This is a genomic window from Hymenobacter piscis (genome assembly GCF_018760735.1).
Lineage (GTDB): Bacteria > Bacteroidota > Bacteroidia > Cytophagales > Hymenobacteraceae > Hymenobacter > Hymenobacter piscis.
The window spans coordinates 81321-96577 of record NZ_JAHHZN010000017.1; the positions used below are offsets into that span (position 1 = coordinate 81321).

14 protein-coding genes are annotated in these 15257 nt (G+C 60.8%); 10 read left to right on the top strand and 4 right to left on the bottom strand.

The window, feature by feature from the left end; translation table 11 throughout:
• Window positions 1–30: 30 nt before the first annotated feature.
• The 3 genes from porT to KLP40_RS16125 form a co-directional block, all read right to left on the bottom strand.
• Window positions 31–843: a type IX secretion/gliding motility protein PorT/SprT gene (gene porT, locus KLP40_RS16115; protein ID WP_215594870.1), complete on the bottom strand. Its 813-nt coding sequence runs from the start codon at window positions 841–843 to the stop codon at window positions 31–33.
• Complete coding sequence (ubiE, locus tag KLP40_RS16120; protein ID WP_215594871.1) at window positions 792–1520, bottom strand: bifunctional demethylmenaquinone methyltransferase/2-methoxy-6-polyprenyl-1,4-benzoquinol methylase UbiE; 729 nt, start codon at window positions 1518–1520, stop codon at window positions 792–794. Before ubiE ends, porT begins: the two co-directional genes overlap by 52 nt.
• Before the next feature lie 129 nt (window positions 1521–1649).
• Window positions 1650–3872, bottom strand: coding sequence for an OmpA family protein (locus tag KLP40_RS16125; protein ID WP_215594872.1), 2223 nt, complete (start codon window positions 3870–3872; stop codon window positions 1650–1652).
• A 517-nt stretch (window positions 3873–4389) separates the two neighbouring features.
• Here KLP40_RS16125 and yihA point away from each other — a divergent pair.
• From yihA to KLP40_RS16140, 3 genes are all read left to right on the top strand, one after another.
• Window positions 4390–5007: a ribosome biogenesis GTP-binding protein YihA/YsxC gene (gene yihA / locus KLP40_RS16130; RefSeq protein ID WP_215594873.1), complete on the top strand. Its 618-nt coding sequence runs from the start codon at window positions 4390–4392 to the stop codon at window positions 5005–5007.
• Between the two features lie 74 nt (window positions 5008–5081).
• The gene (locus tag KLP40_RS16135; RefSeq protein ID WP_246558925.1) at window positions 5082–5519 is read left to right on the top strand and encodes an energy transducer TonB; all 438 of its coding nucleotides are present in this window, start codon (window positions 5082–5084) and stop codon (window positions 5517–5519) included.
• Window positions 5520–5591: 72 nt separating this feature from the next.
• Window positions 5592–6212, top strand: coding sequence for a DUF5606 family protein (locus tag KLP40_RS16140; protein WP_215594874.1), 621 nt, complete (start codon window positions 5592–5594; stop codon window positions 6210–6212).
• A gap of 113 nt (window positions 6213–6325) precedes the next feature.
• Here the strand turns inward: KLP40_RS16140 and fbp are convergent, their stop codons facing one another.
• Window positions 6326–7354, bottom strand: a complete 1029-nt coding sequence (fbp, locus tag KLP40_RS16145) for a class 1 fructose-bisphosphatase (protein ID WP_215594875.1) — start codon at window positions 7352–7354, stop codon at window positions 6326–6328.
• 146 nt (window positions 7355–7500) lie between these two features.
• Between fbp and KLP40_RS16150 the strand changes: the two genes are divergently transcribed.
• From KLP40_RS16150 to KLP40_RS16180, 7 genes are all read left to right on the top strand, one after another.
• Entirely contained in the window at window positions 7501–8763 is a 1263-nt protein-coding gene (locus KLP40_RS16150) for an aspartate kinase (RefSeq protein WP_215594876.1), read from the top strand.
• Between the two features lie 119 nt (window positions 8764–8882).
• Window positions 8883–9656, top strand: coding sequence for an enoyl-CoA hydratase-related protein (locus KLP40_RS16155; protein WP_215594877.1), 774 nt, complete (start codon window positions 8883–8885; stop codon window positions 9654–9656).
• A 231-nt stretch (window positions 9657–9887) separates the two neighbouring features.
• Complete coding sequence (locus KLP40_RS16160; RefSeq protein WP_215594878.1) at window positions 9888–10367, top strand: Fur family transcriptional regulator; 480 nt, start codon at window positions 9888–9890, stop codon at window positions 10365–10367.
• A gap of 153 nt (window positions 10368–10520) precedes the next feature.
• A complete protein-coding gene (locus KLP40_RS16165) occupies window positions 10521–11159 on the top strand; it encodes a peroxiredoxin (protein WP_215594879.1) in 639 nt (212 codons plus the stop codon).
• A 312-nt stretch (window positions 11160–11471) separates the two neighbouring features.
• Window positions 11472–12719, top strand: a complete 1248-nt coding sequence (locus KLP40_RS16170) for a 3-deoxy-D-manno-octulosonic acid transferase (RefSeq protein WP_246558929.1) — start codon at window positions 11472–11474, stop codon at window positions 12717–12719.
• 165 nt (window positions 12720–12884) lie between these two features.
• A complete protein-coding gene (gene rsgA / locus KLP40_RS16175) occupies window positions 12885–13811 on the top strand; it encodes a ribosome small subunit-dependent GTPase A (protein ID WP_215594881.1) in 927 nt (308 codons plus the stop codon).
• Window positions 13812–14030: 219 nt separating this feature from the next.
• A complete protein-coding gene (locus tag KLP40_RS16180) occupies window positions 14031–14912 on the top strand; it encodes an NAD(P)-dependent oxidoreductase (RefSeq protein WP_215594882.1) in 882 nt (293 codons plus the stop codon).
• The last annotated feature ends 345 nt before the right edge of the window (window positions 14913–15257 follow it).

Here is a 15257-nt window from a genome sequence, read left to right on the forward strand (position 1 = left end):
CTTCAGCCAGGCGCTAGCCGCCAAACTCGCCTAGCGCCCCGACCAGATGTTGAGGTAGAGCGTGACCGTGTTGCTTTTCATGCTTTGCAGACTGCGGCTGTACACATCGTTGCCGGGCACATGGAGGTTGGTCAGGCCGTGGGAGAAGCGTAGCTCGGGCGAAAACTTGAAGAACGGGTAAAACAGGTCCATGCCCACGCCGTACTCCAGGGCAATATCCGAAGTGCCGGCCCGCAACAGGTTTACCTCCGGGTCTTTGCGACGCCCCCCGATGTTGAAGCTCGGCTTCACGCCCGCAATCAGGTATACCCGGGAATTGCGCCGCCGCTCCGATTTGAGCTTGAACAGCACCGGGAAATCCAGCTGGGTGCTCCCGATTTCCTGGTCTTCAATGTCATCCGGATCGTTGGCGTCCGCCGGCCGGTACCCATAAGGCTTGAACTCGATGCGCCGCGTGAGAAAGCTCACGCCGGGCGCGAAGTTGAGCGCCCCGTAGCTGCCAATGCGCAAATCGCCCAGAAAGCCCACCGAAAAGCCCGGGCTGATAACCGAATTGGCTGATACTCCCTGCCGGGGGTAGCCGGGGGCCTGCTCAATCTGGTAGCGCGAGAAGTTGGGGGCCACGTACATGCCCAGGTGCAGCCACCGGTCGTCGTAGCCGGGCAGGTTGTTCACCGTCACCGATTTCACCGTCCCGTTGCGGCTGCGGGAGGCTTTGCTGAAGCTTTTTTTCTGGGCCTGAACGCTGAGCGGCACCAGCAGCGCCACCCCGCCAACCAGGGCCAGACGGGCTATTTTTGAGCCGTATAAATGGAGCTGATGCCGAAGGTGAGTGGTTGCCATGCAGGGGAAGAAAATCCGACTTTACGCAGAATTGCCAGGAAATCCGGGCCGTCCGGGAAGGCCTGCACCGATTCGGGCAGGTAGGTATAGGCGGCGCGGTCCTTGGAAATGAGCTTGCCGAATACGGGCAGAATGTTTTTGAAGTAGAAGTTGTAGGCCTGCTTCATGGGAAAAGCCGTGGGCTTGGAGAACTCGAGCACCACCATTTTACCGCCCGGCCGCAGCACGCGGTACATCTCGGCGAGGCCTTTTTCCAGGTTTTCAAAGTTACGCACCCCGAACGAAGCCGTCACGGCATCGAAGTGGTTATCGGCGAAGGGCAGGCTCTCCGAATCACCCAGTTCCAGCTGAATCCGGTGGCTGAGGCCTTTCTGGGCCAGCTTGCGGCGGCCCACGTCCAGCATGCCCTCCGAGATATCAACGCCCGTAATCTGCGCGTCCGGGGTAGCGGCCCGCAGGGTTTCGATGGCAAAATCGGCCGTGCCGGTGGCAATATCCAGGATGCGGGCGGGCCGCAGCTGCCGCAACTCATTCACGGCCTTGCGGCGCCAGTAGATGTCCGTGCCCGCACTCAGGAAGTGGTTGAGGAAATCGTACTTGCCGGCAATGCTGTTAAACATCTGGGCCACCTGGGACTTTTTGCCGGCGGCGTCGTCTTTATAAGGTACTACGGACATACTGCGGGAAGCGAAGAACGGGGAAACTCGGGCAAAATTGCCCAAATAGAACGGCCGGCCCGCTATTAAGTTAAAAAAAAACGGGCCGGGCTCTGGGCCCGACCCGTTTTCTGCGGGGGAAAGCAATGCTTAGTCGTTGTCGGTCTTTACTTTGACCTTCTCGCCGTTCGCATCCTTGGCTTTCGCATCGATGGTACCGTCCTTGGTCACGGTCTTGCTTTTCGAGTCGTCAGCCCCCTTGGTTTTCACTTTCACTTTGTCGCTGTCCTCGTCCACTTTGGTTTTCACCTTAGTGCCATCCTCGAGCTTCACTTTGCTCTTGCCCGGCTGCAACGGCACCGTAGTACGGGTAGCGTTGGTAGTGGTAGAGTTCAGGTTCGACTGCGTACCGGTGGAAGAGTTGGTCGTGCCCGTGCCGGAAGCCGGCTGGTTCATGATGGGCATCGATTCGCCTTCCTTCACAATCACGCGGAAGTCGGTGCGACGGTTCAGCTGCATGTTCTCCGGCGAATCGTTCGGGGCTACCGGACGACGCTCCCCGTAGCTCACCGTTACCATCCGGGTTTCGGCAATGCCGGCCTTCTTCAGGTAGTTGTAGGCCACGTTGGCACGGTTCTGACCGAGTACCATGTTGTACTCATCCGTGTTCCGCGAGTCGGTGTTACCCTCGATGGAGATATTCACCCCGGGGTTGGCCATCAGAATCTCGCTGATGCGGTTCAGCTCCGTAATCGACTCCGGCCGCAGCTTGTATTTGTCGGTATCGAAGTAGATAGGGTTGATTTTGGTGAATATGTTGTTTGTAGTATCCACGTAATCCACGTAAAAATTCTTCTCGATGGTGGTCGAGTCGTTCGTGGAAATCGGAACGGCAAACTCCTGGGTTTCAATGTTTTTACCATCCTTGCTCACGGCTACCTGATAGGTCCGGCCCGAGAGCACGTTTACCTGGTAGTCGGCCATGCCGGGCTTGGTGATGTCGCGGTAGCTCAGGGCCGTTTTATCGGCCTGGGTGCCACTGAACACCAGTTCCACACCGGGCACTGCCGAACTGTCGCGGCTCGAAAGCACGCGGCCCCGGATGATGGCGTTTTTGATGTAGTTGATGGTGTAGATGTCCTTCTCCCCGTAGCCCCCGATGCGGTACGACGACAGGTAAGCGTACGAACCATCCGGGCTCAGACGGTAGTAGGTGTCATCATCGGGCGTGTTGATGGGGTAGCCCATGTTCTCGGCCCGGCCCCACTTGCGGCCCACGGAGTCGTACTCCGACTTAAAGATGTCGTAGCCGCCCATCGTGTTGTGGCCACGCGACGAGAAGTACAGCGTTTTGCCGTCCCGGCTCAGGTAGGGGCTGTCGTCGTCGGCAGCTGTATTGATGGCCGAACCGATGCTCTTGGCCGGGCCCCAGTCGCCGCCGGGTACGCGGGTGGAGTAATAGATGTCCAGCGTGTTCTCTTCCGAGTACTTGCTGGTCGAGAAGTAAATCGTCAGGCCATCGGGCGTGATGTAGGCGTCGGACTCAAATGCCGGCGAGTTGATGTTCTTGTTGAGCTTCTTGGGCTCCGTCCAGTCCGTGCCCGATTTCTCCGAGTAGAGGATATCCCCGTTCTCGTCGTTGCGGTACATGAGCAGCTTGGTGTCGTTGTCGAACACCTGGATGGAGGCGTCGTGGCCCTTGCCATTGAGCACGCCGCTCAGGGAGCGGGGCTTTTCCCAGTTCTCATCATCGACGCGGGTAGCCTCGTAGATGTTCTCGTAGTACTGTCCGTCGGCGGCCAGCTTCTTGCTGTCCTTGCCTTCGGCGGCCTGCAGAGCCCCCACGTTGCTCATGTTATCGGAGCGGGAAGTGAAGAGCAGCACCTTATCGTCGTTGGAGATTACCGGGCTGTGCTCCGACCACTGGGTGTTAATGGTAGGACCCAGGTTTTTCACGAAAATGTCCTTGGGGCTGTTGAACTGCACCTTGGCATTTTTGCTGTGCTGGATGAGCTGCCCTAACTCTTTGCGGCGGGTGTCCTTGCTCTTGAGCGTGGCATTGTAGGCCTGAAAGTGGGTAATGGCCTCGTCAAAGTTGTAGTTGAGGTGGTCTACCCGTCCCAGCCAGTACTCCACGTCCTTGGACACGTTCTTCTTCAGACGCTGAGCCTTGTAGATGTAGTCACTGGCTTTTTCCTTGTCGAACGACATATAGGCAATGCCGGCCCGGAACAGGGCCTGGGCATTGTTGGGGTCCTTGGCCAACACCTGCTCGTAGAACGGTAAAGAAGCCCGGTAGTTCTCTTGTCCGAAGAACTTGTTGGCCGTTTTTAGCTGCTGGCGAGTGCTTTGAGCCAGGGCAGGCTGGGCCATAGCAGCCGTAAGCGCGAAGGCGCACGAGGCTTTCAATAACCTTCTGACTAAGTTGTCCATTGTTGGAGGGGTTAGGGAAATAAGGAGTTGCAAAGGAGGGAAAGAAGCGCCAGACGCCAGTTGCGCGGGCCATTTTCAAGAGTTGCCTCTTATACTGAAAACCTGCCCAAGGGTTGAGCCAGAGCAGGCAAAAACCAGAGGTACAACGCAAAAAAAGGGCGTTTTACCTCTGCATTATACCCGTCAGCCCAGGCAGGAGGCAGGAGATTTAGCGAGCAAAGATAGAAAATTTATAATACGGCCTTAGCCGTATCCAATTCGGCCAAAACAGGTATGCCAGGCAGTCTGGGAAGCGAAAAAAAAGATGACGGACGCTGGTTCTTACGCTTTTGCAGCCTGGATCAGACGCACAAATATAGTTCGCCTGTGTAAACCGCAAGGTTTTTCCCTAAAAAATCATGCTTCCGAACCTCATCCGTCGAATTTCTACCTTTGCCCTTCAGCTTAGCTTGACAACATGACTATTCAGGACGCGAAGTTTTTGATGAGTAACTCCCGGGTGGAAGAGTGCCCCCCGCCTACCCTGCCGGAATACGCCTTCATCGGGCGCTCCAACGTGGGCAAATCTTCCCTGATTAACATGCTCACCAATCAGAAAGGGCTGGCCAAAACCTCTTCCCAACCCGGAAAAACCCAGCTGATTAACCACTTTCTTATTAACGATAGCTGGTACCTGGTGGATTTACCCGGCTACGGCTACGCTAAAATCAGCAAGGATGCCCGGGTAAAGTGGGCCCGTATGATCAATTACTACCTGCGCAAGCGCGAAAACCTGACCTGCGTTTTTGTACTCGTGGATTCGCGCCATGCGCCCCAGGCCGCCGATCTGGAGTTTATGGAGCAGTTGGGTAACGAGGGCATTCCGTTCGTGATGATATTTACCAAAGCTGACAAACAATCTGGTTCGCGCACCAGCCAGAACGTGGTGCAGTACTTAGAGAAGATGAGCGAAAGCTGGGACGAGTTGCCCCGTCATTTTGTAACGTCGGCGGAGGAAAAGACGGGCCGGGAGGAAGTACTGGCCTTTATCGGTGAGGTAAACCAGCAGCTGGCACAAGCGCCCGACAATGCGTAAATTGGCCTCGTTCTTGCGTGTCTGAGCCGGGCTTTTCCCGACTTCTCCTCTTGCTGTGTACTGCTTTCCCGTTCATGAAAAAAACCGTCTTTCTGCTCAGTGTTGTGCTATTGGCCGCCTCCGGTGCAGCCGTGGCTCAGAAAACCAAAATCAAGGTAAAAACCGACGCCCCGGCCCCGGAAACCGCCCCGGAAGAAACCCCGGCCCCGGAAGCGCCCAAAGCCCCCAAAGCCATTCCCATTGCCGAGTATTACGAGGGCGGCCAGGAGGCCATGTACGCCTTTATTAATCAGGAGCTCAAATACCCCATCATGGCCCGGCGCAACCGTATTCAGGGTCAGTGCATTGTGAGCTTCACCCTGAATACCGACGGCACGATGTCGGGTGTGAAGCTGGTCAAGCAGATTGGCGGCGGCTGCGGCGAGGAAGCCCTGCGGGTTGTAAAGCTGCTTAAATTCAACAAGCCTGATTACGCCATTCTCACCAGCCTGCCCATCACCTTTAAACTGTAGCCGGGGGCCGGCCGGCCGCCAAAGCCGCGGCCGCTGCGTACCTTCGTTCTTTCCAACCACTGCTTTCTTCCTATGCCCTACGACCTGAAGGAAATTGCCGCCATCAGCGGAATGCCCGGTCTGTACCGCCTCGTGAAACCCACCCGCGCCGGTGTTATCATTGAAGCCCTCGACGCGAAGGGCACCCGTTCCGTGGCCTCGGCCCGCAACAAGGTGTCGCTGCTCCAGGAAATTTCCATCTACACCCAGGACTACGACCAGACGGTGCCCCTGAGCGAGGTTTTCGACCGGATTCACCAGCAGCACGGCGCCACGCCGGCCGTTACGCATAAATCGGACGACCGCGACCTGACAGCCTTCATGGAAGGCATTATGCCCGATTACGACCGTGAGCGGGTGTACATGTCCGATATCAAGAAGCTGGTGCAGTGGTACCATGTGGTGAGCAAGGCCCTCGAGTACCAGGCCCCCGCCGAGGAAGTGGAAACCGAGCAGGCACCGGCTCCCTCCGACGCTGACGCCCCGAAAGCCGCCAAGAAGAAGGCCGCCAAAACCACCGATGAGCCGGCCGCCGACGAGGCCATGAGCACCGCCGGCATCATTCCGGCCGCCGAGGAAACCAACGCCGCCGGCAACCCCGAGGCCGCCGATACCAAGCCGGCCAAGAAAACCACGAAGAAGAAAGCCGAATAGCCTTCCCGTCGTTTCACTACGAGCCCCCTAACAAGCGCGGGCCGCCCCAATTGGGGCGGCCCGCGCTTGTTAGGGGGCAGATGGCGTTGCCGCGCCGGAGCGCGGTGCGGGAGCTAGTCGTTGGCAACGGCTTCCCGCGCCAGCTCGGCGGCCAGGAATTCCTCTACTTTATTTACCAGCTCGGGCGAGCCGATGAACACGGGGCACCGCTCGTGCAGCTCGTGGGGCTCCAGCTCCAGGGTGCGGCGGCGGCCGTTGCTGGATTTGCCCCCGGCCTGCTCCACGATGAAGGCCAGCGGGTTGCACTCGTACATGAGGCGCAGCTTGCCGTTGGGCGCTTTCCTGGACGCCGGATACATATAAATACCGCCCTTGAGCAGGTTGCGGTGGAAGTCGGCCACCAGGGAGCCGATGTAGCGGGCCGAGTAGTTCTGCTCCTTGCAGTAGGCCACAAACCCTTTCATGCCCTCCGTGAAAGCCTCCGACAGGCCCTCGTTCACGGAATACACCGTGCCCGAGGCGGGCGTCTGGATGTTGGGGTGGGAAAGGAAAAATTCGCCCAGGCTGGGCTCGTACGTGAAGCCGTTCACGCCGTTGCCGGTGGTGTACACCATCATGGTGCTGGAGCCGTAAATCACGTAGCCGGCCGCTACCTGGTGGGTGCCCGTCTGGAGGCAGTCCTGGGCCGTACCCTCGCTGCCGGTGGGCGACACCCGGCGGTAGATGCTGAAAATAGTCCCGATGCTCACGTTCACATCGATGTTGGAGGAGCCGTCGAGCGGATCAATGGCCACCACGTACTTGCCCTGGGTGTTGCCGGTCTGAATCATCTCCTCGTCTTCCTCCGAGATGATGGTGCACACCTCGCCCCCGTTGCGCAGGGCCCGGATAAAGCGGATGTTGGCAATGACGTCGAGCTTCTGCTGGTCCTCGCCCTGCACGTTGCGGTTGCCGTAGGCCCCGGCAATATCGATGAGGCCGGAGCGGTTGATTTCGCGGTTTACGATCTTGGCCGCCAGGGCAATATCGCGCAGCAGTTGGCTCAGCTCCCCGGTGGCGTAGGGAAAATCTTCCTGCTTACGCATGATAAAGCGGTCGAGGGTGGTGCCCACGGGCAGGGCCAGCTTGTCGTGATTGGTCATAGAGTGAGAAGGGTGGTAAGATGCGGGTGGGAAAGACCAAAAGTAACCAATTCGCGGGAGCCCCGGCGAATTTTCGCCTGCGTTTTGCTGACGCTGTTTTTTTCCCGGTGAGGGCCGATGCGACGCGGAGCCCTACATTTGGGACCATGCAACAACGGCAGTTCCTTCGGATTTACAAGTTTGGCGGCGCCTCGGTGAAGGACGCGGCCGCCATCGGCAACCTCGTGCGTATTGTGCGCCAGTACGGCGCCGACCAGGCCCTGCTGGTCGTGGTATCGGCCATGGGCAAAACTACCAACGCCCTGGAAGCCCTCTTTCAGCTGGCTCACGCGGGCCAGGATTACCGCGCCCCCCTGGCCGAGCTGGCCGAGTTCCACCAGGGCGTGGCCGCCGGCCTAGAGCTGCCCGCCGACCTGCTCACCGACCTGCTCACCCAACTCCAGGACCGCCTCGCCACCCTGCTGCCCGCCGACTTCGACAAGCAGTACGACCAGGTGGTGAGCTTCGGCGAGCTGCTGGCCACCCGCATTGTGGCGGGCGCCCTCGGGGCCCGGTGGCTCGACTGCCGCGCCCTGATCCGCACTGACCATACCTGGCGCGAGGGCCGCGTGGACTGGCCCACCACCGAGCGGCAGCTGCGGGCGGCCCTGCCGGCCGCGGTGCTGGCCGAGGGGCCGGTGGTCACGCAGGGGTTTCTGGGCGGCACGGCCAGCGGGGCCACCACCACCCTGGGCCGGGAAGGCTCCGATTTCACGGCCGCCATTCTGGCCTACTGCCTGGGCGCGCAATCGGTGACCATCTGGAAGGACGTGGCGGGTTTGCTCAACGCCGACCCCAAGATTTTCCCGGATACCGTGCGCTACCCGGAAATCAGCTACCAGGAAACCATCGAAATGGCCTACTACGGGGCCTCCGTCATTCACCCCAAAACCATCAAGCCCCTGGCCGTGCGCGGGATTCCGCTGCTGGTCAAGTCCTTCCTCGACCCCGAGGCCGAGGGCACCCGCATCCACGACTGCCGCCACGAGCTGCTGGTGCCGGCCTTCATCCGCAAAACTGAGCAGTGTCTGATTTCTTTCGAGGCCAAGGACCTGGCTTTTATTTCGGAGGAGAACCTGGAGGTGATTTTCGGGGCCCTGGCCCAGGTGCGGCTCAAAATCCGGCTCATGCAGAACTCGGCCATCAGCTTCTCCGTCTGCACCGATTTCTCGGCCTACCGCCTCGAACGGCTCCTGGACCTGCTGCGGGAGCAGTTCACCATTCACTACAACACCGGCCTGGCCCTCTACACCATCAAGAACTACGACGCGGCCAGCATCCAGCGCCTCACCGCGGGCCGGGAGCTGCTGCTGGAGCAGCGCACCCGCCAGACGTTCCAGTTCGTGTGCCGCGGGGAGGAACCGAGCTAACAAAGCGTCATTCTTCGCTTCGTGCTCAATGACGTTCTTTGTCATTCCCAGAGCTGCATTCTTGCCTTCCCCAGCCCACCCTACCCAGTTCTCCAGACCCTCAGTTCACCAGTCCCTCTATGGAATTCATCCTCGTAACCCCCCAGGCCCGGCCCCAGGTGGCCCTGATTCAGCTTAACCGCCCCAAAGAGCTCAACGCGCTTAACCTGCAGCTGATGCAGGAAGTGGCCGCCGCCCTCAAGGAGCTCGACCAGGACCCGGAAGTGCGCGTGATTGTGCTGGCGGGCAGTGAGCGGGCTTTTGCCGCCGGCGCCGACATCAAGCAGATGGCCGGCCGCACCGCCATTGATATGCTGCTGATTGACCAGTTCAGCATCTGGGACCAGATCCAGCGTACCACCAAGCCGCTGATTGCCGCCGTGTCGGGCTTCGCCCTGGGCGGGGGCTGCGAGCTGGCCATGACCTGCGACCTGATTGTGGCCTCGGAGACGGCCCAGTTCGGGCAGCCCGAAATCCGCATCGGCACCATGCCGGGCGCGGGCGGCACCCAGCGCCTGACCCGGGCCATCGGCAAGGCCCGGGCCATGGAAATGGTGCTCACCGGCCAGCCGATTTCGGCCCAGGAAGCCGCCCAGCACGGCCTCGTGAACCGGGTGGTGCCGGTAGGACAGTTTCTGGAGGAAGCTTTCCGCCTGGCCCACAGCATCGCCCAGATGTCGCCGGTAGCGGCCCGGCTGGCCAAGGAGTCCGTCAACCGCGCCTTCGAAACCCACCTCGACGAGGGTTTGCACTTCGAGCGCAAGAACTTCTACATGACCTTCGCCTCCGAAGACCAGAAAGAAGGCATGGCCGCCTTCGTGGAAAAGCGCAAGCCCGAGTTCAAAGGGAAATAAGAACACCGTCTGTCATCCTGAGCGCAGCGCAGGACCTTATCACGCGTGAACCAGCCATTGACACGGTTGTTCACGCGCGATAAGGTCCTGCGCTGCGCTCAGGATGACTGGCAGTTTCATTTATACTCGTCGTTCTTTCCTACCGCCAAATCACCTGTTCCGGGCCGGCAGGAAACATTTTTGCGTGCGCAATCCTTATAGCCTTACCTTTGCGGAGAATCATTCTTGTCTGTGTCTACTTCTCACCCTCTTGCTTTCCCGGCTTCAGCGCCCGATTCGCTGCCGCAACGGCTGGCCCGGGTGGGTCTGCGCGCTACCCGCCAGCGGGTCCTGATTCTGGATGGGCTGCTGACGCTGCCCGGGCACCCCACCGCCGAGCAGGTGCACCAGCACGTCACGCGGCAGGAACCGTCTATTTCCCTGGGCACCGTGTATAAGGCGCTGGATTCGTTTGTGGCGGCTGGCCTTACGCGCCGGGTGGCTTCGGCCGAGGGCAGCAGCCGCCGTTTCGACGCCGACTGCACCGAGCACCACCACCTGTTCTGCACCAACACCCAGGAAATCATCGATTACTGCGACCCGCAGCTGGACGAGCTGATCCGGGACTTCTTCGCCGCCAAGGGCCTGCCCAACTTCCAGCCCCACTCCTTCTCCCTGCACATTACGGGCGACAAGGTAACGGAGCCGCAGGCCGGAGCCGAGGAGCGGTAAGCCGCCGGCAGACGCTGCCCCTTTCTTCTGACCGAACCCCCACTTCCTGCTTACCGTTGCGGAACGCTGTTCCCGACGGCGGGATGCTGGCGGCCGCCCGGCCGCACTTTAGCAGTTCAACCCCTTTTTTTTACCCATTCTTTTTTTCAGCTCATGGCAGTTCTCGTAGGCAAACGTGCCCCTTCATTCAAAGCCACCGCCGTTATCGACAGCGAATTCGAGGAGGATTTCTCGCTCGACCGGTACCTGGGCAAGAAGCACGTCATCTTCTACTTCTACCCCGCCGACTTCACCTTCGTCTGCCCCACCGAAATCATTGCGTTTCAGGACCGGCTGGCCGATTTCGAAGCCAAGGGCGTGGCCATCGTCGGCTGCTCCACGGACACCCACTTCTCCCACTTCGCTTGGCTGCAGACCGCCCGCGACAACGGCGGCATTGAGGGCGTCACCTACCCGCTGGTAGCCGACGCCACCAAAACCATTGCCGCCAACTACGACGTGCTCGGTGGCCACTACGACTACAACGAAGCCGGCGAAATGACCTTCGTGGGCTCGCCCCTGGCTTACCGCGGCCTGTTCCTGATTGACAAGGACGGCATCGTGCGCCACCAGGTAGTCAACGACGGCCCCCTGGGCCGCAGCATCGACGAAGCCATGCGTATGGTGGATGCCCTGCAGTACTTCGAGGAAAAAGGCGAGGTGTGCCCCGCCAACTGGGAGGAAGGCAAGGAAGCCATGCAGGCCACCCGCGAGGGCGTTGCCAGCTACCTGGGCAACCAGGCCGCAAAATAGTGAAACGGTGAAATGGTGAGGTGGTGAGATGGTGAGTTGATGTTCAACGGTCCTGTTGGCGCAAGTGGCGCAGATAGGGAGCTGGAACATCAACTCACCATTTCACCACCTCACTATTTCACCGTCTCACTATTTCACCGTCTCACTATTTCACCGTCTCACCGCCGCAAAAAGCCTCTGCCTGACTGGGTGGAGGCTTTTGTGTTAAGAGTGGGGCGAAGACTGTACTTTTGCCTCCCGACGGCGGGCGGCCACGCACCTGAGGGCTTCCCGCCGTTCGACCACCCATTACGCCGTTCTAACTACCACACCTTGCGCTTTCTGTATTCCCTGGGCCTGCACCTTTATGCCTTGCTGCTGCGGCTGCTGACGCCCTTCGTGCCCAAAGCCGCCCTCTGGACGGCCGGCCGCCGGGGGCTGCTGGACCGCATCCGGGAAGCGCTACGCCATGAATCGGCCCCGCTGGTGTGGTTCCACTGCGCTTCCCTGGGCGAGTTTGAGCAGGGCCGCCCGCTGATGGAAGCCTACTTGGCCGAGCACCCCGACCACAAGCTGGTGCTTACCTTCTTCTCGCCCTCGGGCTACGAGGTGCGCCGCAACTGGCCCGGGGCCGCCTACGTGTTTTATCTGCCCCTCGATACGGCCGCTAACGCCCGGGCCTTCCTCGATGCCGTGCGGCCCGAGCTGGCCGTGTTCGTGAAATACGAGTTCTGGTACTACTTCCTCACGGAGCTCCAGCGCCGCGAGATTCCCACCATCTGCGTATCGGCTATTTTTCGGGCCGATCAGGTGTTTTTTCAGCCCTGGGGCGGCTTTTTTCGTCGGACGCTGGGCCGCTTTACCCACATCTTCACCCAGAACCAGAGCTCGGTGGAGCTGCTGCGCCAGGCCGGCCTCCGGCACGCCAGCGTGGCCGGCGACACCCGCTTCGATACGGTGGTGCGCACGGCCTCGGCCCCGCCCCGCTCCCTGCCCCTGATTGATGCCTTCACCGACGACTGGCACCCGGTGCTGATTGTGGGCAGCAGCTGGCCCGAGGACATGGCCGTGCTCACGCCCCTGCTCCACCAGTACCAGGATGAGCTGCGCTTCATTGTGGCTCCCCACGAAATCAACGAGCACAGTCTGCGGCTGGTGGAGGCAGCCCTGCCGGGCCGCGTGACGCGCTATTCCCAGGCCCAGGCCGGCACCGTGGACCAGGCCCGGGTACTGCTCATCGACAACGTGGGCCTGCTCAGCCAGCTCTACCGCTTCGGGCATTTTGCCTACGTGGGCGGGGCCTTCGGCAAGGGTCTGCACAACACCCTGGAAGCCGCCGCCTTTGGGTTGCCCCTGTTTTTCGGCCCCACCTACCACAAGTTTCAGGAGGCCGAGGACCTGGTGGAGCTGGGCTGCGCCTTCCCCGTTACCTCGGCCGAGGAGCTGCTCAAGTCCTTCGGCCTGCTTTACCACCGCGAGGAAGCCCGCCTCACCGTCCAGGACCTGAGCCTCGACTACGTGCACGACCACAGCGGGGCCACCCAGAAAATCATGCGCTGGATCGGTGAGATGGTGAAATAGTGAGATGGTGAGTCTGACGTTCAACGGGCCTGACTGCCCCAGTCGCGCCAGACAATTCGGATTCCCTCACCAAACTCACGTCTTTCACCACCTTGCGCGCAAGGTGTCCCAACTGCTCCCGAACCTCAAACTCACCAGCTCACCACCTCACCACTTCACCTTCAGATGACCGGAATCATTGTTAAATCGACGGGCTCGTGGTATGTGGTGCGCGAGCCGGGCTCGGGCCAGCTGCACCGCTGCCGCCTGCGAGGCAAGTTCAAGAACCAGGGCCTGAAGGTGAGCAACCCCCTGGCCGTGGGCGACCAGGTGGAGTTCACGGTGGAGGAGCAGACCGAGGGCGCGGGCGTGATTCACCACATCGAGCCCCGCCGCAACTACATCATCCGCCGCTCGGTGCACAAAACCGAGCACGCCCACATCGTGGCCGCCAACCTCGACCAAGCCCTGCTGGTGGTCACGCTGGCCTCGCCGGCCACCTCATTCGGGTTTATCGACCGGTTTCTGGTCACGGCCGAAGCCTACCGGATTCCCGTGACCCTGCTCTTCAACAAAACCGACCTCTATGACGAGGACCTGGCCGATTATCAGGACCAGATTCTGAAGATGTACGCCCGCGTGGGCTACCCCGGCCTGCGCTGCTCGGCCCACACCGGCGAGGGGGTGGCCGACGTGGATGCTCTGCTCGATGGCAAAGTATCCCTGCTTTCGGGCCACTCGGGCGTGGGCAAGAGTACGCTCATCAACGCCCTGGTGCCCGACCTGGATTTGAAAACGGCCGAAATCAGCGAGTTTTCCGACAAGGGCGTGCACACCACCACCTTCGCCGAAATGCTGGAGGTGCGGCCCGGTACCTACCTCATCGACACGCCCGGCATCAAGGAGCTGGGCCTCGTGGACATGAAGCCGGGCGAGCTGGCCCACTACTTCCCCGAAATGCGCGCCCTGCTCAACCAGTGCCGCTACCACAACTGCCAGCACCTGCACGAGCCCGGCTGCGCCGTCCGCGAAGCCGTGGACAAGGGCCGCATTGCCCTGCCCCGCTACGACAGCTACCTGAGCATGCAGCAGGCCGACGACAACCGGAAATAGTGACCGGTGACGCGACAGGTGACAGGTGACAGGTAAAGAAGGAACGTCATTTCAAGCGTAGCGAGGAGTCTTGTGTGCTGATGCCCGACTACTATTGCAAAGTCAGCACGCGAGATTCCTCGCTGCGCTCGGAATGACGTTCATCCATCATAACCCCTGTTACTCTTCACCTGTTACCTGTCACCTGTCACCTCATCACCCTATCATAAAAAAACATTCATGACGCATAACGTAGCCTTTTTGGGCCTGGGAAATATGGGCGAGGCCATGGCGGCCAACCTGCTCAAAGCCGGCCACCAGCTCACCGTCTACAACCGCACCGCCAGTAAGGCGGCGGGCCTGAAGCGGCGCGGGGCCACCGTGGCCACCACGCCCGCCGAGGCCGTGCAGGGTGCCGCCCTGGTCTTTACCATGGTCACCGACGACGCGGCCCTGGAGGAGCTCTGCCTCGGGGCCGATGGGCTGCTGCCGGCCATGCCCACCGGCGCCATTCACGCCTCCTGTAGCACCGTGGCCCCCGATACTAACCGCCGCCTGGCGGCCGCCCACGCCCGCCAGGGCAGCAGCCTGGTAGCCACGCCCGTTTTCGGCAAACCCGATGTGGCCGCCGCCGCCACCCTGTGGCTGGCGATGGCCGGCGAGGCCGGGTCGCGCCGCAAGCTCAAGCCCGTGCTTCAGGCCCTGGGCCAGGGCGTGCACGAATTCGGCGACGACCCCGGGGCGGCCAACGTAGTCAAGCTCTGCGGTAACTTCATGCTGGGCGCCGCCATTGAGGCCATGGCCGAAGCCTTCACGCTGGCCCAGAAAAGTGGCCTCGACCGCGAGCAGGTCTACCAGTTTTTTACGGCCACCCTGTTCAATAACCCCATCTACAAGGGCTACGGCAAGCTGGTGGCCGAGCGCCACTACCAGCCCGTGGGGGCCGCCCCCGCCATCATCCGCAAGGATATGCGCCTGGTCCTCGACGAAGCCCGCACCCACCTCGTGCCCATGCCTTTCGCCAACATCCTCCACGACCACCTTTCCACCACCGTGGCCAAGGGCGAGAAAGTAGACTGGGCCGGCTTTGCCGAACGCGTAACCGACGGCGCCGGACTGTAAGCGTCTTTCGGGGCAGCAGGGGCAGAAGCAGCGCTAATTAACAGCACGTCATTCCGAGCGGAGCCGAGAAATCTCGCGTGCTGACGTTGCCAACGTAATTCCACTATCAGGAGTACTATCTCAACGTCAGCACGCGAGATTCCTCGGCAAGCTCGGAATGACGTGCTGTTATAGCCGTTTCTCCCTACTCCGACCCCGCAAAAAAACCCGGCTGAAACAGCTTGTCCTTACCCAAAACTTGCGAAGCGCGTCGGCCGGAAGGCCGACGCTTTTTTGTTGCGGGGTTAGGGGCTATTCGTCGCGTAGGTGCGCCGCCAAGTGGACGCCTTCGACGAGCAGGCGCAG

What these genes read in the sequence shown, in the direction of transcription:
- porT (WP_215594870.1), bottom strand. Translation starts at nt 843, where the DNA reads ATGGCAACCACTCACCTTCGGCATCAGCTCCATTTATACGGCTCAAAA.
- KLP40_RS16150 (WP_215594876.1), top strand. Translation starts at nt 7,501, where the DNA reads ATGCAACAACGGCAGTTCCTTCGGATTTACAAGTTTGGCGGCGCCTCG.
- rsgA (WP_215594881.1), top strand. Translation starts at nt 12,885, where the DNA reads ATGACCGGAATCATTGTTAAATCGACGGGCTCGTGGTATGTGGTGCGC.
- KLP40_RS16165 (WP_215594879.1), top strand. Translation starts at nt 10,521, where the DNA reads ATGGCAGTTCTCGTAGGCAAACGTGCCCCTTCATTCAAAGCCACCGCC.
- KLP40_RS16125 (WP_215594872.1), bottom strand. Translation starts at nt 3,872, where the DNA reads ATGGCCCAGCCTGCCCTGGCTCAAAGCACTCGCCAGCAGCTAAAAACG.
- KLP40_RS16135 (WP_246558925.1), top strand. Translation starts at nt 5,082, where the DNA reads ATGAAAAAAACCGTCTTTCTGCTCAGTGTTGTGCTATTGGCCGCCTCC.
- yihA (WP_215594873.1), top strand. Translation starts at nt 4,390, where the DNA reads ATGACTATTCAGGACGCGAAGTTTTTGATGAGTAACTCCCGGGTGGAA.
- KLP40_RS16180 (WP_215594882.1), top strand. Translation starts at nt 14,031, where the DNA reads ATGACGCATAACGTAGCCTTTTTGGGCCTGGGAAATATGGGCGAGGCC.
- KLP40_RS16140 (WP_215594874.1), top strand. Translation starts at nt 5,592, where the DNA reads ATGCCCTACGACCTGAAGGAAATTGCCGCCATCAGCGGAATGCCCGGT.
- ubiE (WP_215594871.1), bottom strand. Translation starts at nt 1,520, where the DNA reads ATGTCCGTAGTACCTTATAAAGACGACGCCGCCGGCAAAAAGTCCCAG.
- KLP40_RS16155 (WP_215594877.1), top strand. Translation starts at nt 8,883, where the DNA reads ATGGAATTCATCCTCGTAACCCCCCAGGCCCGGCCCCAGGTGGCCCTG.
- fbp (WP_215594875.1), bottom strand. Translation starts at nt 7,354, where the DNA reads ATGACCAATCACGACAAGCTGGCCCTGCCCGTGGGCACCACCCTCGAC.